The following is a 15,228-nucleotide window of genomic DNA, read 5'->3' as shown; positions in this document are numbered from 1 at the left end:
CTATCCGATCCGTTTCTCGAGTTCGCGCATCATGGTCCGCACGCGCCGCCCGCGCCAGATCGACGCCAGCACCAGCGCGATCAGGAGGCCGATCGTCGCGCCATAGGCCGAAAGCACCGGAAGCGCGTATTTTCCAAGCTCGGGGATCACGAGGCGATCCTTTCGCGGGCCAGCAGCGCCTTGATGCGGCGGGCGCGAATCTCGGTCCCGGTGCGGTAAAGCAGCAGCGCAAGGAACAGCAGCACGAAGCCCGCGATGCAGGTCAGGAGCGGATAGAAGAACACGTTGCTGACCCGCTCGGCGCTGTCACCGCCAAGCGCCGCCACCCGCAGGAAGGACGACCCCTGATGCAGCCCCTGATTCCAGAAATTCACCGCATAGCGCGACAGCAGCGCAAAGACCGAGCCGACGAGGCACAGCACCCCGGTCAGGTCCGCCGCCGTGTCGGGATCGTCGATCGCCGACCAGAGCGCCATATAGCCAAGGTAGAACAGGAACAGGATCAGGAACGAGGTGAGGCGCGGATCCCATTCCCACCAGGTGCCCCACATAGGCTGCCCCCAGATCGCGCCCGTCACCAGCGCAATCAGCGTCATCACAGCCCCGATCGGCGCGGCGGCCCGGGCCGCCAGCGCGCTCACATGGTGGCGGCGGATCAGCCAGACCAGCGAGGCGGCAAGCATCATCAGCCAGATGTTGATGGCCAGCAGCGCCGCGGGCACGTGCAGATAGATGATCTTCACCGTGGAGCCCTGCCGGTAATCATCCGGCGTGAAGAAGAATCCCCAGGCGAGGCCACCCACGAGCAGCCCGAGCGCCAGCACCCAGAGCACCGGCATCACCCGCTCCGAAAGGGCGAGGAATTTCTTCGGATTGGCATATTCCCAAAGCGACATGGGCGCTCTCTAGCCTTTCTCTCGCGGCACGACAATTCACATTCCCTAGCGCAGATTGACGCGCAGGACCGCGGCACTGGCAAAGGGCAGCAGGGCGACCGAGGCGGCGCTGATTCCGGCCAGCAGCATGAGCGGGGTCGAGGTCGCGAGTCCCTCCCCGCCCCGGCGCACCACTTCGGCGCCGAAGATCAGGCTCGGCACATAGAGCGGCAGCACGAGCAGGCTGAGCAGCAGCCCGCCGCGCTTGAGCCCGACGGTGAGCGCGGCGCCGAACGTGCCGATCATCGACAGCGCCGGCGTGCCGGCCGCGAGCGAGACCACCAGCCAGACATGCGCCGGCCCCGGCAGATGCAGCAGCAGGCCGAGCACCGGCGCGACGAGCACGAGCGGCAGCGCCGTGGTGAGCCAATGCGCGGCGGCCTTGACGATCAGCACCGATTCGAGCGGCAGCGGCGCCGTCGCCAGAAGATCGAGCGTGCCGTCCTCCCAGTCGAGCGCCAGCAGCCGGTCAAGCGACAGCAGGCAGGAGAGCAGCGCCCCGAGCCAGAGGATCCCGGGCGCGATCGCGCCGAGCAGCGCGCCCTCCGGCCCGACACCGAGCGGCACGAGAACCGCCACGATCAGGAAGAACGCAAGCGCAAGCCCGAAGCCCCCCCCGGCCCGCAGCGCAAGGCGCAGCTCGCGCAGCAGCAGCGCGCTCATGCGAATGCCCTGTCGAAATCATCGGCCGCAAGCGGCGCGGGAACGGCGCGGAATGGCGTGAGATCAAGCGCCCCGGCCTCGAGCCCGAGGTCGATATGCGTGGCGATGAGCGCGCTCCCGCCCCGGCCGAGGTGGCCCCGCACCGCATCCGCGAACATCCCGACCGCCGCCGTATCGAGCGAAACCGTGGGTTCATCGAGGATCCAGAGTTCCCGCCCCGTGACCAGAAGCCGCGCAAGTCCGAGCCGGCGCTTCTGCCCGGCGGAAAGCGCCCCGGCCGGCCGCGCGGCAAGATCCGAAAGCGCGTAGGCATCGAGCGCCGGTGCGATCGCGCCGCCACCGAAGACACGGGCCCAGAAGGACAGGTTCTCGGCAACGGTGAGGGTGGGCTTGATCCCGTCGGCATGGCCGGCATAGGCGATCCGCTCTCCGCCGCCAGCGATGCGGCCGGCAAGCGGCGGCTGCAGCCCGGCGATGGTGCGCAGAAGCGTGGTCTTGCCGATGCCGTTCGGGCCGCGCAGCACCAGGGCCGCCCCCGGGTCCAGCGCAAGCGCCACCCCTTCGAGCACCGGGATGCCGCCCCGCGCGATGGCAAGATCGCTGACCTCGAGCCTCATGTGCCCCTCACCCGTTTCCCGTCACTCGACCAGACCGCGCCACCGGCGGCGGCTCACACCGGCAGGGCCGCAAGCGCAACGCGCCGCCCCTCGGCCAGGAGCACGTTATAGGTGCGGCAGGCGGCAGGGGAAGCCATGGTTTCGATTCCGACCCCGGCGTCGTCGAGCGCATGGCGCAGCCTCTCGGGCAGATGGGCGATCTCGGCCCCGGTGCCGATGAAAAGGACATCGACCACCCCCGACAGGGCCAGCAGCGGATCGAGCGATTCAAATCCGCCCCAGGAGCGCGCGCCGAGCGGGCTGATCAGGATCGCGCCGCTGCGGATCTCGCCCCCCAGGCGGAAGAAACCGGGGCCGTAGCCGTCGACCGGCATGGCATCGCCAAAGCTCACCTCGTTGATCTGCATCATTTGCTCCCCCGGCACGGCAAGGCCCGCAGGATGACAGGAAACCGGCGCGCCGACAAACGGGACGAACCGGCGGCGCTGCCGAACCACCCTGCCCGCGGGGCGCCTTGCCCTCAGGCGTCGATATCGGCGAACTTGTTGCCGCTCGGCTTGTTCGGGGTGGTCCAGTCGCGCTTGAGCCCAAGCCGCAGCACGACGGCCGAGGCCACGAATACCGAGGAATAGGTTCCGACCACGACCCCCCAGATCATCGCGAAGACAAAGCCCCGGATCACATCTCCGCCCAGGAAGAACAGCGCGAAAAGCGCCAGCAGCGTGGTGAATGCGGTCATCACCGTGCGCGCAAGCGTCTCGTTGATCGACAGGTTCAGCAGATCGCGCAGCGGCTTTTTCTTGTATTTCCGGGCGTTTTCGCGAACGCGGTCGAAGATCACCACCGTGTCGTTGATCGAATAGCCGACGATCGTGAGCAGCGCCGCGATGGTGGTCTGGTCGAATTTCATCTGCAGCACCGAAAAGATGCCGATGGTCAGGATCACGTCATGAAGCAGCGCCAGCACCGCCCCGACGCCGAACTGCCACTCGAAGCGGAACCAGACATAGATCAGGATTGCCCCAAGCGCGCCCGCGACGGCCAGGATCGCCGTACGGATCAATTCGCCCGAGACCTTGGGCCCGACCGATTCGACCGAAACGAAGCGGATGTCGGGCGCGACCTCCTTCAGGGCTGCCTCGACCTCGGCGATCAGTTCGGGCGTCACCGCGGCGGTGGCGTCCTGCGACTGGATCCGCACCATGGCGACATTGCGGTCGCTGCCAAAGCTCGGGTCGTAGACCTCGGAAATCAGCACGTCGCCGAGATTCAGCGCGCTCAGCGCCGCGCGATATTCGCCCACGTCCACCGTCTGCGCGCTTTCGGTGCGGATCGTGGTGCCGCCGAGAAAGTCGATGCCGTAATTCAGCCCGCGCACCCCGTAGGAACCGATCGAGCCGATCACCAGCAGGATGGACAGGCCAAGCCAGAACCACCCCAGCCTGAAAAAGTCGAACTTCGTTTCCGCGGGAACCAGTTTCAGGCGCATGTCAGACCTCGATCGTCTTGGGGCGGCGGCGCTCGAACCACATGACCGTGAGCAGGCGTGTCACATAGATCGCCGTGAACAGCGAGGTGATGATCCCGATCCCGAGCGTCACGGCAAAGCCCCGCACCGGCCCCGACCCCATGACGAACAGGATCACCGCGGTGATGAATGTGGTGATGTTGCCGTCCAGAATGGCGCTGAGCGCCCGTTCATAGCCAAGCTCGATCGCGCGCACCGGCCCGCGTCCGGCGCGCAGTTCCTCGCGGATCCGCTCGAAGATCAGCACGTTCGCATCGACCGCCATGCCGATGGTCAGCACGATCCCCGCGATGCCCGGCAATGTGAGCGTCGCCCCGATCAGGGATAGCGCGGCAAAGATGATGACCATGTTCATCAGCAGCGCCACGTTGGCGAAGACCCCGAACAGGCCATAGGTCAGGATCATGAAGACCAGCACCATCAGGAAACCGATGATGGCCGCGATCTTGCCCGCGTCGATGCTGTCCTGGCCAAGCTCCGGCCCGATGGTGCGCTCTTCGAGGAAATCCATCCCCGCCGGCAGCGCCCCGGCCCGCAGCAGCACCGCAAGGCTCGTGCTTTCGTCGACCGTGAAGCGGCCGGTGATGATGCCCGATCCGCCGGCGATGTGGCTCTGGATCACGGGCGCGCTGATCACCTCGTCATCCAGCACGATGGCAAAGGGGCTGCCGATGTTCTGGGCGGTGTAATTGCCGAACTTGCGTGCCCCCGACGTGTTGAACCGGAAGCTGACCGCCGGGCGCCCGTCCTGGTCATAGCTCGGCTGGGCATCGACCAGTTCCTCGCCCGTGACGACCGGGGCGGCCTCGATCGTGTAATAGACATTCGGGTCGTCCATCGCCGGCAGCAGCTTGTTGCCCGCGCCGGGATTCGCGTTGGCGTCGCTGCCGATCGAGACGACCGGGTTGAAGGTCAGCTGCGCGGTGGTGCCGATGATGTCCTTGAGCTCGGCCGCGCTGCCGATGCCGGGCACCTGGATCAGGATCCGGTTGCTGCCCTGGCGCTGGATCGTCGGTTCGCGCGTGCCGACCTCGTCGATGCGGCGGCGCACGATCTCGAGCGCCTGGCGCACCGTGCGGTCGTCGCTCGCCTGTTTTTCCGCGTCCGACAGGGTCACGAGGAGCGTGTCTCCCCCCTGCCGTCTGACTTCGATGTCGTTCGACCCGGTTCCGGTCAGCGACTGGATCGGGCGGGCGATATCCTGCACCAGCGCCACGGCCCGCTGCATCCCCTCCGGGTTGCCGAGACGGATGCGCAATTCGCCGGGCGGCGATGTCAGCAGCCGGATGGTGCCGATCGTGTCGCGTTCGGGGCGCAGCGCATCGCGGATCTCGGGCCACATGGCCTCCATGCGGCTTTCATAGACGTCTTCGACCCGCACTTCGGCCAGAAGATGCGCGCCCCCCCGCAGGTCGAGGCCGAGATTGACGAGATGCGACGGCATCCAGCCCGGCCAGCCCGCTGCGGCGGCCTCGTTCTCGGGACTGTCATCGCCCTGGGCGATGGCGGCCACGGCATCGTTATGCTGTTCGACCCGGGGATAGAACGCATTGGGCAACGCAAGCAGGATGCCGCCAAGGCAGATCAGGCCGATCAGCACCCGTACCCAGATATTGATCCGAAACATAGCCTCGCCTTCCGGTCAGCCTGCGGAAAGATGTCAGCTGGCCGGCTCGGTCTTGCTGGCGACGCTGGTGATCGAGTTGCGCACGACGCGCACCTTGACGTTCTCGGCGATCTCGACCTCGAGTTCGTTGTCGTCGCGGACCTTGACCACCTTGCCGATCACGCCGCCCTGGGTGATGACGATATCGCCGCGCCGCAGCGCCTCGACCATGGCCGTATGGGCCTTGGCGCGTTTCTGCTGGGGCCGGATCAGCAGGAAGTACATGATCACGAAGATCAGGATCAGCGGAAGAAACTGGGCGATTGCGCTGGTGTCCATCAGGGGATCCTTCTGTATCGGGCTCTATCGGGCGCATTGTCCGGTCTGGCCGGGCTGGGCCGGGTCAGACCCGGCCGGAGAATTTCGCGGAACCTAAGCGCAGAAGCCCCGCAATGCAAGGCGCGTCAGGCGGCAACAGCACTCTTACACTCGCCGCTGCGTTGCGTCATGATGGGCGGCGATTCAACGATCAGGGACAGCACGAATGCACGATATACGCGCCATCCGCGAAGCCCCCGAAGCCTTTGACGCCGCGCTGGCCCGCCGGGGCGAATCCGGCGTGACGGCCGAGCTTCTGCACCTTGACGAAAAGCGCCGCGAAAGCATCCTCGCGGCCGAAACCGCCCAGGCCGAGCAGAATCGCGCCGCAAAAGAAGTGGGTGCGGCCAAGGCGCGCGGCGACGAGGCCGAGTTCGAGCGCCTTCGCGACCTTGTCGCCCGGAAGAAATCGGAAATCTCCACCCTGCAGGAACAGGCCCGCACCCTTGACGCGGCGCTGGCCGACAAGCTCGCGCGGATTCCGAATCTGCCCGCCGACGACGTGCCGGACGGCGCGGACGAGACCGATAACATTGAGGTGAACCGCTGGGGCGAGCGGCGCGATTTCGGCTTTGCCCCGAAGGAACATTTCGAGATCAAGGGCGCCGCCGCCGGCATGGATTTCGAGACCGCCGCGCGGACATCGGGCGCGCGCTTCGTCAACCTCGGCCGGGGCGTGGCCCGCATCCACCGCGCGCTTGCGCAGTTCATGCTGGACACGCATATCTCCGAAAACGGCCTGACCGAGGTGAACTGCCCGGTCCTGGTGCGCCCCGAAGCGATGTTCGGCACCGACAAGCTGCCGAAATTCGGCGGCGACAGCTACGAGACCACGAATGGCTGGTGGCTGGTGCCGACCTCGGAAGTCCCGCTCACCTATTCGGTGGCAGACCAGATCCTGCGCGCGGATGACCTGCCGATTCGCCTGACCGCCCACACGGTCTGTTTCCGCTCGGAGGCGGGCAGCGCCGGCAAGGACACCAAGGGCATGCTGCGCCAGCACCAGTTCGAAAAGGTCGAGATGGTCAGCATCACCCGCCCCGAGGACAGCGAGGCCGAGCACAGGCGCATGCTGCGCTGCGCCGAAAACCTGCTGGAACGCCTCGAAGTGCCTTACCGCACGGTGCTTCTGTGCACCGGCGACATGGGGTTCGGGGCGCGGCGCACCTATGACGTCGAAGCCTGGCTGCCCGGGCAGGACACCTATCGCGAGATCTCCAGCGTCTCGACCACCGGCGCGTTTCAGGCCCGCCGCATGAATGCGCGGTTCCGCCCCGCAGCAGGGGACAAGCCGCAGTTCGTGCACACGCTGAACGGCTCCGGGCTCGCGGTCGGGCGCACCCTGATCGCGGTGCTGGAAAACGGCCAGCAGGAGGACGGCTCGGTCCGCCTGCCCGCCGTGCTTGCGCCCTATCTGGGCGGGCGCACCATGCTGAGCATCGACGGCAACCTGATCTGAAATCCCCGGCCCGGGCGGGGGCTGCCGGCGGCAGCCCTCTCCGCCGCGGCGGGCCCGCAGCGCTAGCGTTTCGGGCGCCGGTCAACCGGCCGCCGCCCCTCGAGATGCTTGCGCAGCCGCGACGGCCCCGGCTTGCGACGGCTCCGATAGGGGTTCTGCCCGCCCTGTTCGCGCAGGTGCAGCCGGATCGGCGTGCCGGGCATGTCGAAATCGTCGCGCAGCCCGTTGATCAGATAGCGCGTATAGCTTTCGGGGATCTTGTCGGACTGGTTGCACATGACCACGAAACCGGGCGGGCGGGTCTTGGCCTGTGTGATATAGCGCAACCTTATCCGCCGCCCCTGCGGCGCGGGGGGCGGATGCTGGGCCAGCATCTCGGCCAGCCAGCGGTTCAGCCGAGCGGTCGGAACGCGCCGGTTCCAGACATCATAGGCGCGCAGGATCGCGGCGCGAAGCTGTTCGATCCCCTGCCCGGTCTGCGCCGAAACCGTGACCAGCGGCGCCCCGCGAAGCTGGGGCAGCAGCCGCTCGAAGGCTTCGCGCAGATCGCGCAGTTTCTGGTTCGGGGCCGGCTCCAGATCCCATTTGTTCACCGCCACCACCACCGCGCGGCCTTCACGCTCGGCCAGATCGGCGATTCGCAGATCCTGGCTCTCGAAGGGAATCGCCGCGTCGAGCAGCACCACCACGACCTCGGCGAATTTCACCGCCCGAAGCGCATCCCCGACCGAAAGTTTTTCCAGCTTTTCCTGCACCCGCGCCTTGCGCCGCATGCCGGCGGTGTCGAAAATCCGCATGCGGGTGCCGCCCCAGTCGATGTCGAGCGCGATCGAATCCCGCGTGATTCCGGCTTCGGGGCCGGTCAGCAGCCGCTCGTCGCCAATGATCCGGTTGATGAGCGTGGATTTGCCCGCATTCGGCCGCCCGATCACCGCAACCTGCAGCGGCCGCGACGGGTCGATCGCCCCGGCCCGCGTCTTGCCCCCGCGGATTTCCCCGTCATTCCCGTCCTCCTCGTCGAACTCGTCATCATCGAGATCGACATCGGTCTCGGGCTCTTCTGACTCGTCAGGATCGGCAAGCGGCAGGGCGTATTCGTCGACGAGCGGAGCCAGCCTCGCATGAAGCTCGGCCATCCCCTCGCCGTGTTCGGCCGAGAGCGGCAGCGGTTCGCCAAGGCCGAGCGCCCAGGCCTCGACCGCGCCCGCCTCGCCGGCGCGGCCCTCGGCCTTGTTCGCGGCAAGGATCACCGGAACGTCGCGCCGGCGCAGAAGATCGGCAAGAATTTCATCGCTCGGGGTCACGCCGGCCCGGGCGTCGATCATGAACAGGCAGGCATCGGCCATGCCGATCGCGCGTTCGGTCAGCCGGCGCATGCGCCCCTGCAGGCTGTCGTCCGTCACGAGTTCCAGCCCCGCCGTGTCGATCACCCGAAAGCGCAGATCGCCAAGCCGCGCCGCGCCTTCGCGCAGGTCGCGGGTGACGCCCGGGGTGTCATCGACCAGCGCCAGCCGCTTGCCGACAAGGCGATTGAACAGGGTGGACTTGCCCACATTGGGCCGCCCTATGATCGCGAGGGTAAAGGTCATGGCGTGCACTCATGTGCCGCAAAGCGGCTGTTCCTTCCCTGCCCGGCCCGCGATCGGCGGCAGGTGTGGTTAACGGTAGGCGTGCAGCTTGCCGTCGCTGCTCACCACATAGAGCGTCCGGTTTGCGACCACCGGCTCCGTGGTCGCACCGCCGGGCACCTCGACCTGACCGACAAGCTGCCCGCTTTCGGGCGAAAAGAAGCGCAGCAGCCCGTCATTGCTGGCGGTGATGATGCGCCCGCCGGCCAGGATCGGGCCGTAATGGGCCCAGGTCTCGCCGCGCTTGCGGGGCTTGTCGTTCACGAAGCCGGGCAGATCCGCCGCCCAGATCGGGGAGCCGTTGCTCGCATCGAACCGCGCGAGCTGGTTGAGGTCGGTCACGGCAAAGACGCTGTCCCCCGCCGGCCAGACCGGGCCGAGCGCCCCTTGCCGTGCGAGCCAGAGTTCCTCGCCCCCATGCAGATCGAAGGCGGCGAGCCGGCCGGAATGGCTGCCGGCGAATATCCGGTCACCCGCGATCACCGGCGCACCGGTCACGTCGCTGATGCGGGAAACGGCACGCCCCAGACGGTTGCCGGCCACCGCCTCGGCCCAGTGGCGCATGCCGCCCTGCCGGAAGGCCGCAACCAGATCGCCCGAGCCGAAACCGAACACCACCAGATCGCTGCTGGTCGCCGGTGCCCCCGAGCCCAGCACGGTGGTCACGCTCGGCGCTCCCATGATCTGCCAGAGCACGCGCCCGTTCCCGGCATCGACGGCCCACCCGGTATGATCGCCGGCGACGACATAGACGACCCCGTCGCGCACCAGCGGCATGCCGCTGCCGTTCGCCTCGAGCTTCTGGCGCCAGCGCAGTTCGCCCGTGCGCGCATCAAGCGCAGAAAGCAGGCCGAAGCCCGAGGAAATATAGACCGTTCCGTTCGCATAGGCGAGCCCGCCGCCGGTCGAATCGATCGCCCGTTCGCTTGCCGGCGTGAGGTTCGTGCTCCAGGCGACAGCACCTTCGGGGGTGACTGCCGAGACCTGCGCGCCGGAATCGAGCGTATAGACAAGCCCCCCGCCCACGACCGGGCTTGCGGTGATGCGGGCCCGGCGGCTGTCGGGATTGCCGATCGGCACTTCCCAAAGATGCTGAAGCTGCCCGCCGAGCGCCGCATGATCGACCCGGAAGGCGGGGGAGCCGATGCCCTGCGTCCACTCGGCATTGACCCGCTGCGCCGGCAGTTGAATGGCGCGGGCAGTATTGCCGTCGAGCCGGATCCGGCTTTCGGACAGGTCGGCCTCCGGGCGCACCGACTCGCGCTCGCCGGGGAGGATGACCTGCTTTTCCGCGCAGGCCGAAAGCAGAAGGGCACTGCCCAGAACGCAGGCAAGCCCGAAGCGGGAGGGGATGGTCGCTGGAGTCATCTTTGTCGGCCTGTCCTGCCTTGTCTCGTTTCCGTCTCGTTCGGCCGGGCTCCTGTTTCACCCGGAAGAGCGTCACAGCCGTCGTGCAGCGGGCGGCAGCACGGCGGATGTCGCGTCACCCTTCTCCCGGTTCCGTATCGGCACGCCCCGAGGGGCCGTCCGTGACCGAGCCGCCAAGCGCCACAATCACCCGTGCCGCGCGTTGTTGCAAGTCCGCAGGCGCCTCGGCGTCATTGCGAAGCTCCTGCAGGCGCTCGATGGCCGCTTCCCGCTCATTCTCTTCGATGTCGATCAGCGCAAGCTGTTCCTGCGCCAGCAGCCGCAGCGGCGCGCCGGGCGTCGCCAGCGCCTCGAACCTCTGGCGCCGCTCTGCCGGCGGCAGCGTTTCGCCCTGCAGGGTCAGCGCCTTGAAGGCGGCGATCTGGCGATAGATTACGGGCAGGTCGCCATCGCCCGCGATTTCTTCCAGTCGCGCCACCGCCGCGTCGTTCTCGCCCGAGCGGGCCTCGGCGGCAGCGGTCAGGAACGCCACCACGGCCTTGCCGCCGGTGCTGCGCGCCTCGATCGCCTGCAGCGCGTCCTGCCGGGCATCGAGTTCGTCGTTCTCGAGCGCGGCAAGAATGGCATCGCCGAGTTCCTCGGCACGCGAATTGGCCATCACCTTGCGCAGCTCATATCCCCCGGCCGCCACCAGCGCCACCACGACCACGAGCGCGACGATCCAGCCATAGCGCCGCATCAGCGCCTTGAGCCGGTCGCGGCGCACCTCTTCGGTGACTTCGTTGATAAAGCTGTCGCTCTGGCTCATGCCGCCCGGTCGTCCCTCTCGCCCGTCTCTCTCGCCGTTCCCCGCGCGAGTGCCTGCGGCCTCCGGCGCATCCTGAATGGATCCGTCACCTCTTAACGCGCCTTTATCGGCAAGCCAAGTGTCCGCAGCGCAACGAACTCCTGAAACATCGCGCAGGCAGCCGGCGAAACGCCGCGCCGGATATGCCGGGGGAAATCCGCCCGAAGCGCCTTCGCGGACTTTCCCTGCCGCGCGGCTGTCGCTATGTTGCCAACAGCAGCGCGGGCAGTTTCCGCCCATGCCCGGAAACCGCCATCGCAGAGCGGCCCGGCAGTGCGCGCCCCGGACGGACAGGCAGGGACAGACGATGAAACGGAATATCGTGTCCAGCAGGCGACTCCTGCAGATGACCGGGGGACTCCTGGTTGCGGCGGCACTTGCCGGTTGCGGGGAAAACTCCCCGCTCGGCTTCCTGAAGGGCAAGGATGCAACCGCCACGGCAAAGGCGTCGCCTGCCCCGCAGCCCGAGGGCGGCGACATCGAGGCACCCGAGCTTTTCGCAAGGACCGAAACCGGGCTGTGGGACGGGCGCCCGTCGCTTGGCGGCATCTGGGTCGCGCATCCCGATGTGAACGATCCCCAGCGGGTGCGGATCCGCAACCAGAGCAATCAGAAAACCATCGTCGGGGCGCTGTTCCGGCGCGAACGCGCCCTGCCCGGCCCACGCTTCCAGGTCTCGTCGGAAGCGGCGGCGGCGCTTGGCCTGCTGGCCGGGGCGCCGGCCGAACTTGACGTGATCGCCCTGAAACGCGCACCTGAGGCCGAAACGCCGCCCGAGACCGAACCCGCCGGAGACGGTGCCGCCGCATCAGAAACCCCGGCCGCAGCGGATCCACCAGAGGCGGGCGCTGGCGCGGAACCGGCGACGACTCTTTCGCGCCCCTTCGTGCAGGTCGGGATCTTCAGCACCGAACAGAACGCCGAGCGCGCGGCCGCGCAACTGCGCGGCGCCGGGCTTCCCGCACAGTTGCGCGAACACAGCGCCGGTGACAAATCCTCCTGGCGCGTCCTCGCTGGGCCGGCGCAAAGCGAAAGCGAGCGCATGACTCTTTTGACAAAGGCAAAGGCCGCAGGTTACGCCGACGCCTATGCCGTCGCCGACTGACCGGAGCATGACTGCCCCATGACCTATCTTGTTCGCCCCCTGCTGGCTGCCGCCCTGCTTTGCCTTTCAGCGTTGTCCGCCGTCGCTTTCGACACCCAGGCCCGCGCGGCCTATGTGCTCGACCAGGGCACCGGCACCGTCCTTCTGGCCAAGAACGCGGACGAGCCGCTTCCGCCGGCCTCGATGTCCAAGCTGATGACGCTCTATGTCGCCTTCGAGGCGCTGCGCGACGGGCGCCTGACACTGGACGAACGCCTGCCGGTCTCGGAACACGCCATGAGCTACAAGGGCTCGACCATGTTCCTCAACACGCAGGACCGGGTGCGGGTCGAGGATCTGCTGCGCGGCGTGATCGTGATGTCGGGCAATGATGCCTGCGTGGTGCTGGCCGAGGCGCTGAGCCCGGACGGAAGCGAAGCGGGCTTTGCCCGTTTCCTGACCCAGCGGGGCAAGCAGCTTGGCCTGACCCATTCCAATTTCACCAACTCGAACGGCTGGCCGCAGGCCGGGCATCGCATGTCGGTGCGCGATCTCGCGGTTCTCGCGGACCGGCTGATTTCCGATTTTCCCGAATTCTACCCGCTGTTCGCGGAATCCGAGTTCGAATTCGACGGGCGCGCGCCCTCGAACACCCGCAACCGCAACCCGCTGCTGCGGCTCGGGATCGGTGCTGACGGGCTCAAGACCGGGCATACGCAGGAAGCGGGCTATGGTCTTGTCGGCTCGGCAAAACAGGGCGACCGGCGCATCATCTTCGTGATCTCCGGCCTCGAGGGCGAAACCCAGCGCGCGAAGGAGGCCGAATCCATCGTCAACTGGGCCTTTCGCCAGTTCGACGAAAAGACCCTCGCCCGCGCCGGAGAGGCGGTGACCCAGGCCCCGGTCTGGCGCGGCGCGCAATCGCAGGTGGGGCTTGCCCCGGCGCAGGATCTGACGATCCTCGTGCCGAGCCTCGGCGGCGAAACGCTGAGCGCCGAGGTGCGTTACAGTGGCCCGTTCAATGCACCGATCGCCAAGGGCGAAGAGCTTGCGGAACTGGTGATCGCGCGCTCCGAACTGCCCGAAGTCCGCGTGCCGCTCGTCGCCGACCGCAGCGTCCCCGCGGGCGGTTTCACCGTCCGCCTGCGCAGCGCCGCCGAACACCTGCTGCACCGCTTCGCAAGCGGCCCGGCCCCCGCACCCGCGCCCACGGGCGAAGGCGACGGCGAGGCAGAGAAATCCGCCCCCGCGCCCACCCCCAGGGCAGCAGAGGCCGATGCCGAGCAGCCCGCCGAGGCGCCCGACAGCGGAGCCGCCGCAGAAAATTGACACAAGGCAGCGGGTTCTTCATCAGTTTCGAAGGGGCGGACGGTTCGGGCAAATCCACCCAGGCGCGGCGCCTGGCCGATTCGCTCCGCGCCGCCGGGCATGAGGTCGTCCTGACGCGCGAGCCGGGCGGCAGCGAGGGGGCCGAACAGATCCGCGCCCTGCTGCTCGAGGGCGAGTCGGAACGCTGGTCGCCCGAGACCGAGATCCTGCTGTTCACCGCCGCCCGCCGCGATCATATGGAACGCGTGATCGCCCCGGCGCTCAAGGCGGGAAAGCTGGTCATCTGCGACCGTTTCGCGGACAGCACGCGCGTCTATCAGGGGCTCGACCGCGCCGACCTGCGCGTCCTCGTTGATCAGCTCCACGCGCTCATGATCGGGCGCGAACCCGACCTTACCCTGCTGATCGACATGGATCCCGAACAGGCACTGGCGCGGGCACTGGCGCGAGGCGGTGCCGAGGCGCGGTTCGAAAACCGGGGCAGCACCATGCAGAAGCGGATCCGCGCCGCGTTCCTGGCGCTTGCCGATGAATTTCCCGCCCGGGTCCGGCGCATCGACGGCAATCATCCGCCCGAGGCCGTCGCCAGCGAAATCCGCGGGCTGATCGAGGGCGCGCTCGCCACCGGCACGCCACGGACATGAGCCCGCCCGAGACCGACACCGCCCCCGACCAGATCGCCGGCGCCCCGCACCCGCGCGAGGCGCAGACGCTGTTCGGACAGGCCGAAGCCGAGGCCGGTTTCCTTGATGCCTGGAATGCGGGCCGGCTGCACCACGGCTGGCTGCTCGCCGGGCCGCGCGGCATCGGCAAGGCCACGCTGGCCTGGCGCGTGGCGCGGTTCCTGCTCGCCACCGATGCACCCGGGGCGGGGGCTTCGCTCGACGTCGCGCCCGATCATCCGGTCGCACGGCGCATCCTTGCCCGCAGCGAACCGGGGCTTGCCCATGTCACCCGCAGCCTGAACGACAAGGGCGCCCTGCGCAGCGCCATCGTGGTCGATGACATCCGCGCCCTGCACCGGTTCTTCAGCCTTTCGGCCGCGGACGGGGGGCGGCGCGTCGTGATTGTGGATGCGGCGGACGAGATGAACACCGCAGCCGCAAATGCACTTCTCAAGATGCTCGAGGAGCCGCCCGCGCGCACGACGATCCTGCTGGTCGCGCATCAGCCCTCGGCGCTGCTGCCCACGATCCGCTCGCGCTGCCGGATGCTGCGGCTGGCCCCGCTTGCCCCCGCCGACCTCGAGGCGGCGCTGCGACAGGCCGGGGCCGAACTGCCCGAGCAGCCGGAAAGACTGTCCGCGCTCGCCGCGGGATCGGCCGGCGGGGCGCTCAGGCTCGTCAATCTCGGCGGGCTCGACCTGTACGGCGATCTGGTCGCAATCCTCGATTCGCTGCCCCGGCTCGACCGCCCGCGCCTGATCGCGCTGGCCGAAAGCATGGCGCGGCGCGGGCAGGAAGAGCGGCTCGACCTCCTGCTCGATCTGATCGACACGCTGCTTGCCCGGCTCGCGCGTCACGGCGCCACCGGCAGGCCCGGTCCCGAGGGCGCGCCGGGCGAAGCGGAGATGCTCGCACGCCTTGCCCCCGATCCGGCGAGCGCCCGGCGCTGGGCCGCACTCGCCGCCACCATCTCCGACCGCAGCCGCCACGGGCGGGCGGTCAACCTTGACCCGGCCGCCCTTGTCCTCGATACGGTGCTGAGGATAGAAAAGACCGCGCGCCGCTGATCCACCCTTGTCCGGCCACCGGCCCACCGGCCGCAGCGCGGGGAAATTCCGGGG

At 68.2% G+C, this 15,228-nt stretch carries 16 protein-coding genes; 5 read left to right on the top strand and 11 right to left on the bottom strand.

All coding sequences use genetic code 11. The annotated features are described in order from the left end of the window. From ccmD to yajC, 8 genes are all read right to left on the bottom strand, one after another. Positions 1 to 150 carry a heme exporter protein CcmD gene (ccmD, locus tag B0B01_RS10730; RefSeq protein ID WP_083946177.1) on the bottom strand — a complete coding sequence of 50 codons (150 nt, stop codon included), beginning with the start codon at positions 148 to 150 and terminating at the stop codon, positions 1 to 3. After that, entirely contained in the window at positions 147 to 896 is a 750-nt protein-coding gene (locus tag B0B01_RS10725; protein WP_076649852.1) for a heme ABC transporter permease, read from the bottom strand. The genes ccmD and B0B01_RS10725 overlap by 4 nt, the downstream gene beginning before the upstream one ends. A 45-nt stretch (positions 897 to 941) precedes the next feature. Then, a complete protein-coding gene (gene ccmB, locus B0B01_RS10720) occupies positions 942 to 1,598 on the bottom strand; it encodes a heme exporter protein CcmB (RefSeq protein ID WP_076649851.1) in 657 nt (218 codons plus the stop codon). Next, positions 1,595 to 2,215 (bottom strand): heme ABC exporter ATP-binding protein CcmA, encoded by a 621-nt coding sequence (gene ccmA, locus B0B01_RS10715; protein ID WP_076649850.1) that lies wholly within the window; start codon positions 2,213 to 2,215, stop codon positions 1,595 to 1,597. The genes ccmB and ccmA overlap by 4 nt, the downstream gene beginning before the upstream one ends. 53 nt (positions 2,216 to 2,268) lie before the next feature. Next, positions 2,269 to 2,622 carry an Mth938-like domain-containing protein gene (locus tag B0B01_RS10710; protein WP_076650186.1) on the bottom strand — a complete coding sequence of 118 codons (354 nt, stop codon included), beginning with the start codon at positions 2,620 to 2,622 and terminating at the stop codon, positions 2,269 to 2,271. Between the two features lie 113 nt (positions 2,623 to 2,735). Then, positions 2,736 to 3,704, bottom strand: a complete 969-nt coding sequence (gene secF, locus B0B01_RS10705) for a protein translocase subunit SecF (RefSeq protein WP_076649849.1) — start codon at positions 3,702 to 3,704, stop codon at positions 2,736 to 2,738. Position 3,705: 1 nt separating this feature from the next. Continuing rightward, positions 3,706 to 5,370 carry a protein translocase subunit SecD gene (gene secD / locus B0B01_RS10700; RefSeq protein WP_076649848.1) on the bottom strand — a complete coding sequence of 555 codons (1,665 nt, stop codon included), beginning with the start codon at positions 5,368 to 5,370 and terminating at the stop codon, positions 3,706 to 3,708. A gap of 33 nt (positions 5,371 to 5,403) precedes the next feature. Then, the gene (yajC, locus tag B0B01_RS10695; RefSeq protein WP_076649847.1) at positions 5,404 to 5,688 is read right to left on the bottom strand and encodes a preprotein translocase subunit YajC; all 285 of its coding nucleotides are present in this window, start codon (positions 5,686 to 5,688) and stop codon (positions 5,404 to 5,406) included. Between the two features lie 205 nt (positions 5,689 to 5,893). Between yajC and serS the strand changes: the two genes are divergently transcribed. Then, the gene (gene serS, locus B0B01_RS10690; RefSeq protein ID WP_076649846.1) at positions 5,894 to 7,186 is read left to right on the top strand and encodes a serine--tRNA ligase; all 1,293 of its coding nucleotides are present in this window, start codon (positions 5,894 to 5,896) and stop codon (positions 7,184 to 7,186) included. Positions 7,187 to 7,248: 62 nt separating this feature from the next. Here the strand turns inward: serS and der are convergent, their stop codons facing one another. From der to B0B01_RS10675, 3 genes are all read right to left on the bottom strand, one after another. Continuing rightward, positions 7,249 to 8,775, bottom strand: a complete 1,527-nt coding sequence (der, locus tag B0B01_RS10685; RefSeq protein ID WP_076649845.1) for a ribosome biogenesis GTPase Der — start codon at positions 8,773 to 8,775, stop codon at positions 7,249 to 7,251. A gap of 69 nt (positions 8,776 to 8,844) precedes the next feature. After that, on the bottom strand, positions 8,845 to 10,182 hold the full coding sequence (locus B0B01_RS10680) for a PQQ-like beta-propeller repeat protein (RefSeq protein WP_076649844.1): 1,338 nt from the start codon (positions 10,180 to 10,182) through the stop codon (positions 8,845 to 8,847). A gap of 115 nt (positions 10,183 to 10,297) precedes the next feature. Further along, entirely contained in the window at positions 10,298 to 10,990 is a 693-nt protein-coding gene (locus B0B01_RS10675; protein ID WP_076649843.1) for a hypothetical protein, read from the bottom strand. A 385-nt stretch (positions 10,991 to 11,375) separates the two neighbouring features. On the opposite strand from B0B01_RS10675, the gene B0B01_RS10670 reads away from it, so the two are divergent. From B0B01_RS10670 to B0B01_RS10655, 4 genes are read left to right on the top strand one after another with little or no spacing between them, the layout of a single operon-like run. Then, on the top strand, positions 11,376 to 12,134 hold the full coding sequence (locus tag B0B01_RS10670) for an SPOR domain-containing protein (protein WP_234967758.1): 759 nt from the start codon (positions 11,376 to 11,378) through the stop codon (positions 12,132 to 12,134). 18 nt (positions 12,135 to 12,152) lie between these two features. Next, positions 12,153 to 13,442, top strand: a complete 1,290-nt coding sequence (locus tag B0B01_RS10665; protein WP_083946175.1) for a D-alanyl-D-alanine carboxypeptidase family protein — start codon at positions 12,153 to 12,155, stop codon at positions 13,440 to 13,442. After that, a complete protein-coding gene (gene tmk / locus B0B01_RS10660) occupies positions 13,439 to 14,086 on the top strand; it encodes a dTMP kinase (RefSeq protein ID WP_076649841.1) in 648 nt (215 codons plus the stop codon). The genes B0B01_RS10665 and tmk overlap by 4 nt, the downstream gene beginning before the upstream one ends. Next, positions 14,083 to 15,174 carry a DNA polymerase III subunit delta' gene (locus B0B01_RS10655; protein WP_076649840.1) on the top strand — a complete coding sequence of 364 codons (1,092 nt, stop codon included), beginning with the start codon at positions 14,083 to 14,085 and terminating at the stop codon, positions 15,172 to 15,174. The genes tmk and B0B01_RS10655 overlap by 4 nt, the downstream gene beginning before the upstream one ends. The last annotated feature ends 54 nt before the right edge of the window (positions 15,175 to 15,228 follow it).

It is taken from the genome of Pontibaca methylaminivorans (genome assembly GCF_900156525.1).
Taxonomy (GTDB): domain Bacteria; phylum Pseudomonadota; class Alphaproteobacteria; order Rhodobacterales; family Rhodobacteraceae; genus Pontibaca; species Pontibaca methylaminivorans.
This window is presented reverse-complemented; position numbering and strand designations above follow the sequence as displayed.

Bases quoted from the DNA above. Each gene is read 5' to 3' on its own strand.
- B0B01_RS10725 (WP_076649852.1), bottom strand. From the start codon at position 896: ATGTCGCTTTGGGAATATGCCAATCCGAAGAAATTCCTCGCCCTTTCG.
- ccmB (WP_076649851.1), bottom strand. From the start codon at position 1,598: ATGAGCGCGCTGCTGCTGCGCGAGCTGCGCCTTGCGCTGCGGGCCGGG.
- ccmA (WP_076649850.1), bottom strand. From the start codon at position 2,215: ATGAGGCTCGAGGTCAGCGATCTTGCCATCGCGCGGGGCGGCATCCCG.
- B0B01_RS10710 (WP_076650186.1), bottom strand. From the start codon at position 2,622: ATGCAGATCAACGAGGTGAGCTTTGGCGATGCCATGCCGGTCGACGGC.
- secF (WP_076649849.1), bottom strand. From the start codon at position 3,704: ATGCGCCTGAAACTGGTTCCCGCGGAAACGAAGTTCGACTTTTTCAGG.
- secD (WP_076649848.1), bottom strand. From the start codon at position 5,370: ATGTTTCGGATCAATATCTGGGTACGGGTGCTGATCGGCCTGATCTGC.
- yajC (WP_076649847.1), bottom strand. From the start codon at position 5,688: ATGGACACCAGCGCAATCGCCCAGTTTCTTCCGCTGATCCTGATCTTC.
- serS (WP_076649846.1), top strand. From the start codon at position 5,894: ATGCACGATATACGCGCCATCCGCGAAGCCCCCGAAGCCTTTGACGCC.
- der (WP_076649845.1), bottom strand. From the start codon at position 8,775: ATGACCTTTACCCTCGCGATCATAGGGCGGCCCAATGTGGGCAAGTCC.
- B0B01_RS10680 (WP_076649844.1), bottom strand. From the start codon at position 10,182: ATGACTCCAGCGACCATCCCCTCCCGCTTCGGGCTTGCCTGCGTTCTG.
- B0B01_RS10675 (WP_076649843.1), bottom strand. From the start codon at position 10,990: ATGAGCCAGAGCGACAGCTTTATCAACGAAGTCACCGAAGAGGTGCGC.
- B0B01_RS10670 (WP_234967758.1), top strand. From the start codon at position 11,376: ATGACCGGGGGACTCCTGGTTGCGGCGGCACTTGCCGGTTGCGGGGAA.
- B0B01_RS10665 (WP_083946175.1), top strand. From the start codon at position 12,153: ATGACCTATCTTGTTCGCCCCCTGCTGGCTGCCGCCCTGCTTTGCCTT.
- B0B01_RS10655 (WP_076649840.1), top strand. From the start codon at position 14,083: ATGAGCCCGCCCGAGACCGACACCGCCCCCGACCAGATCGCCGGCGCC.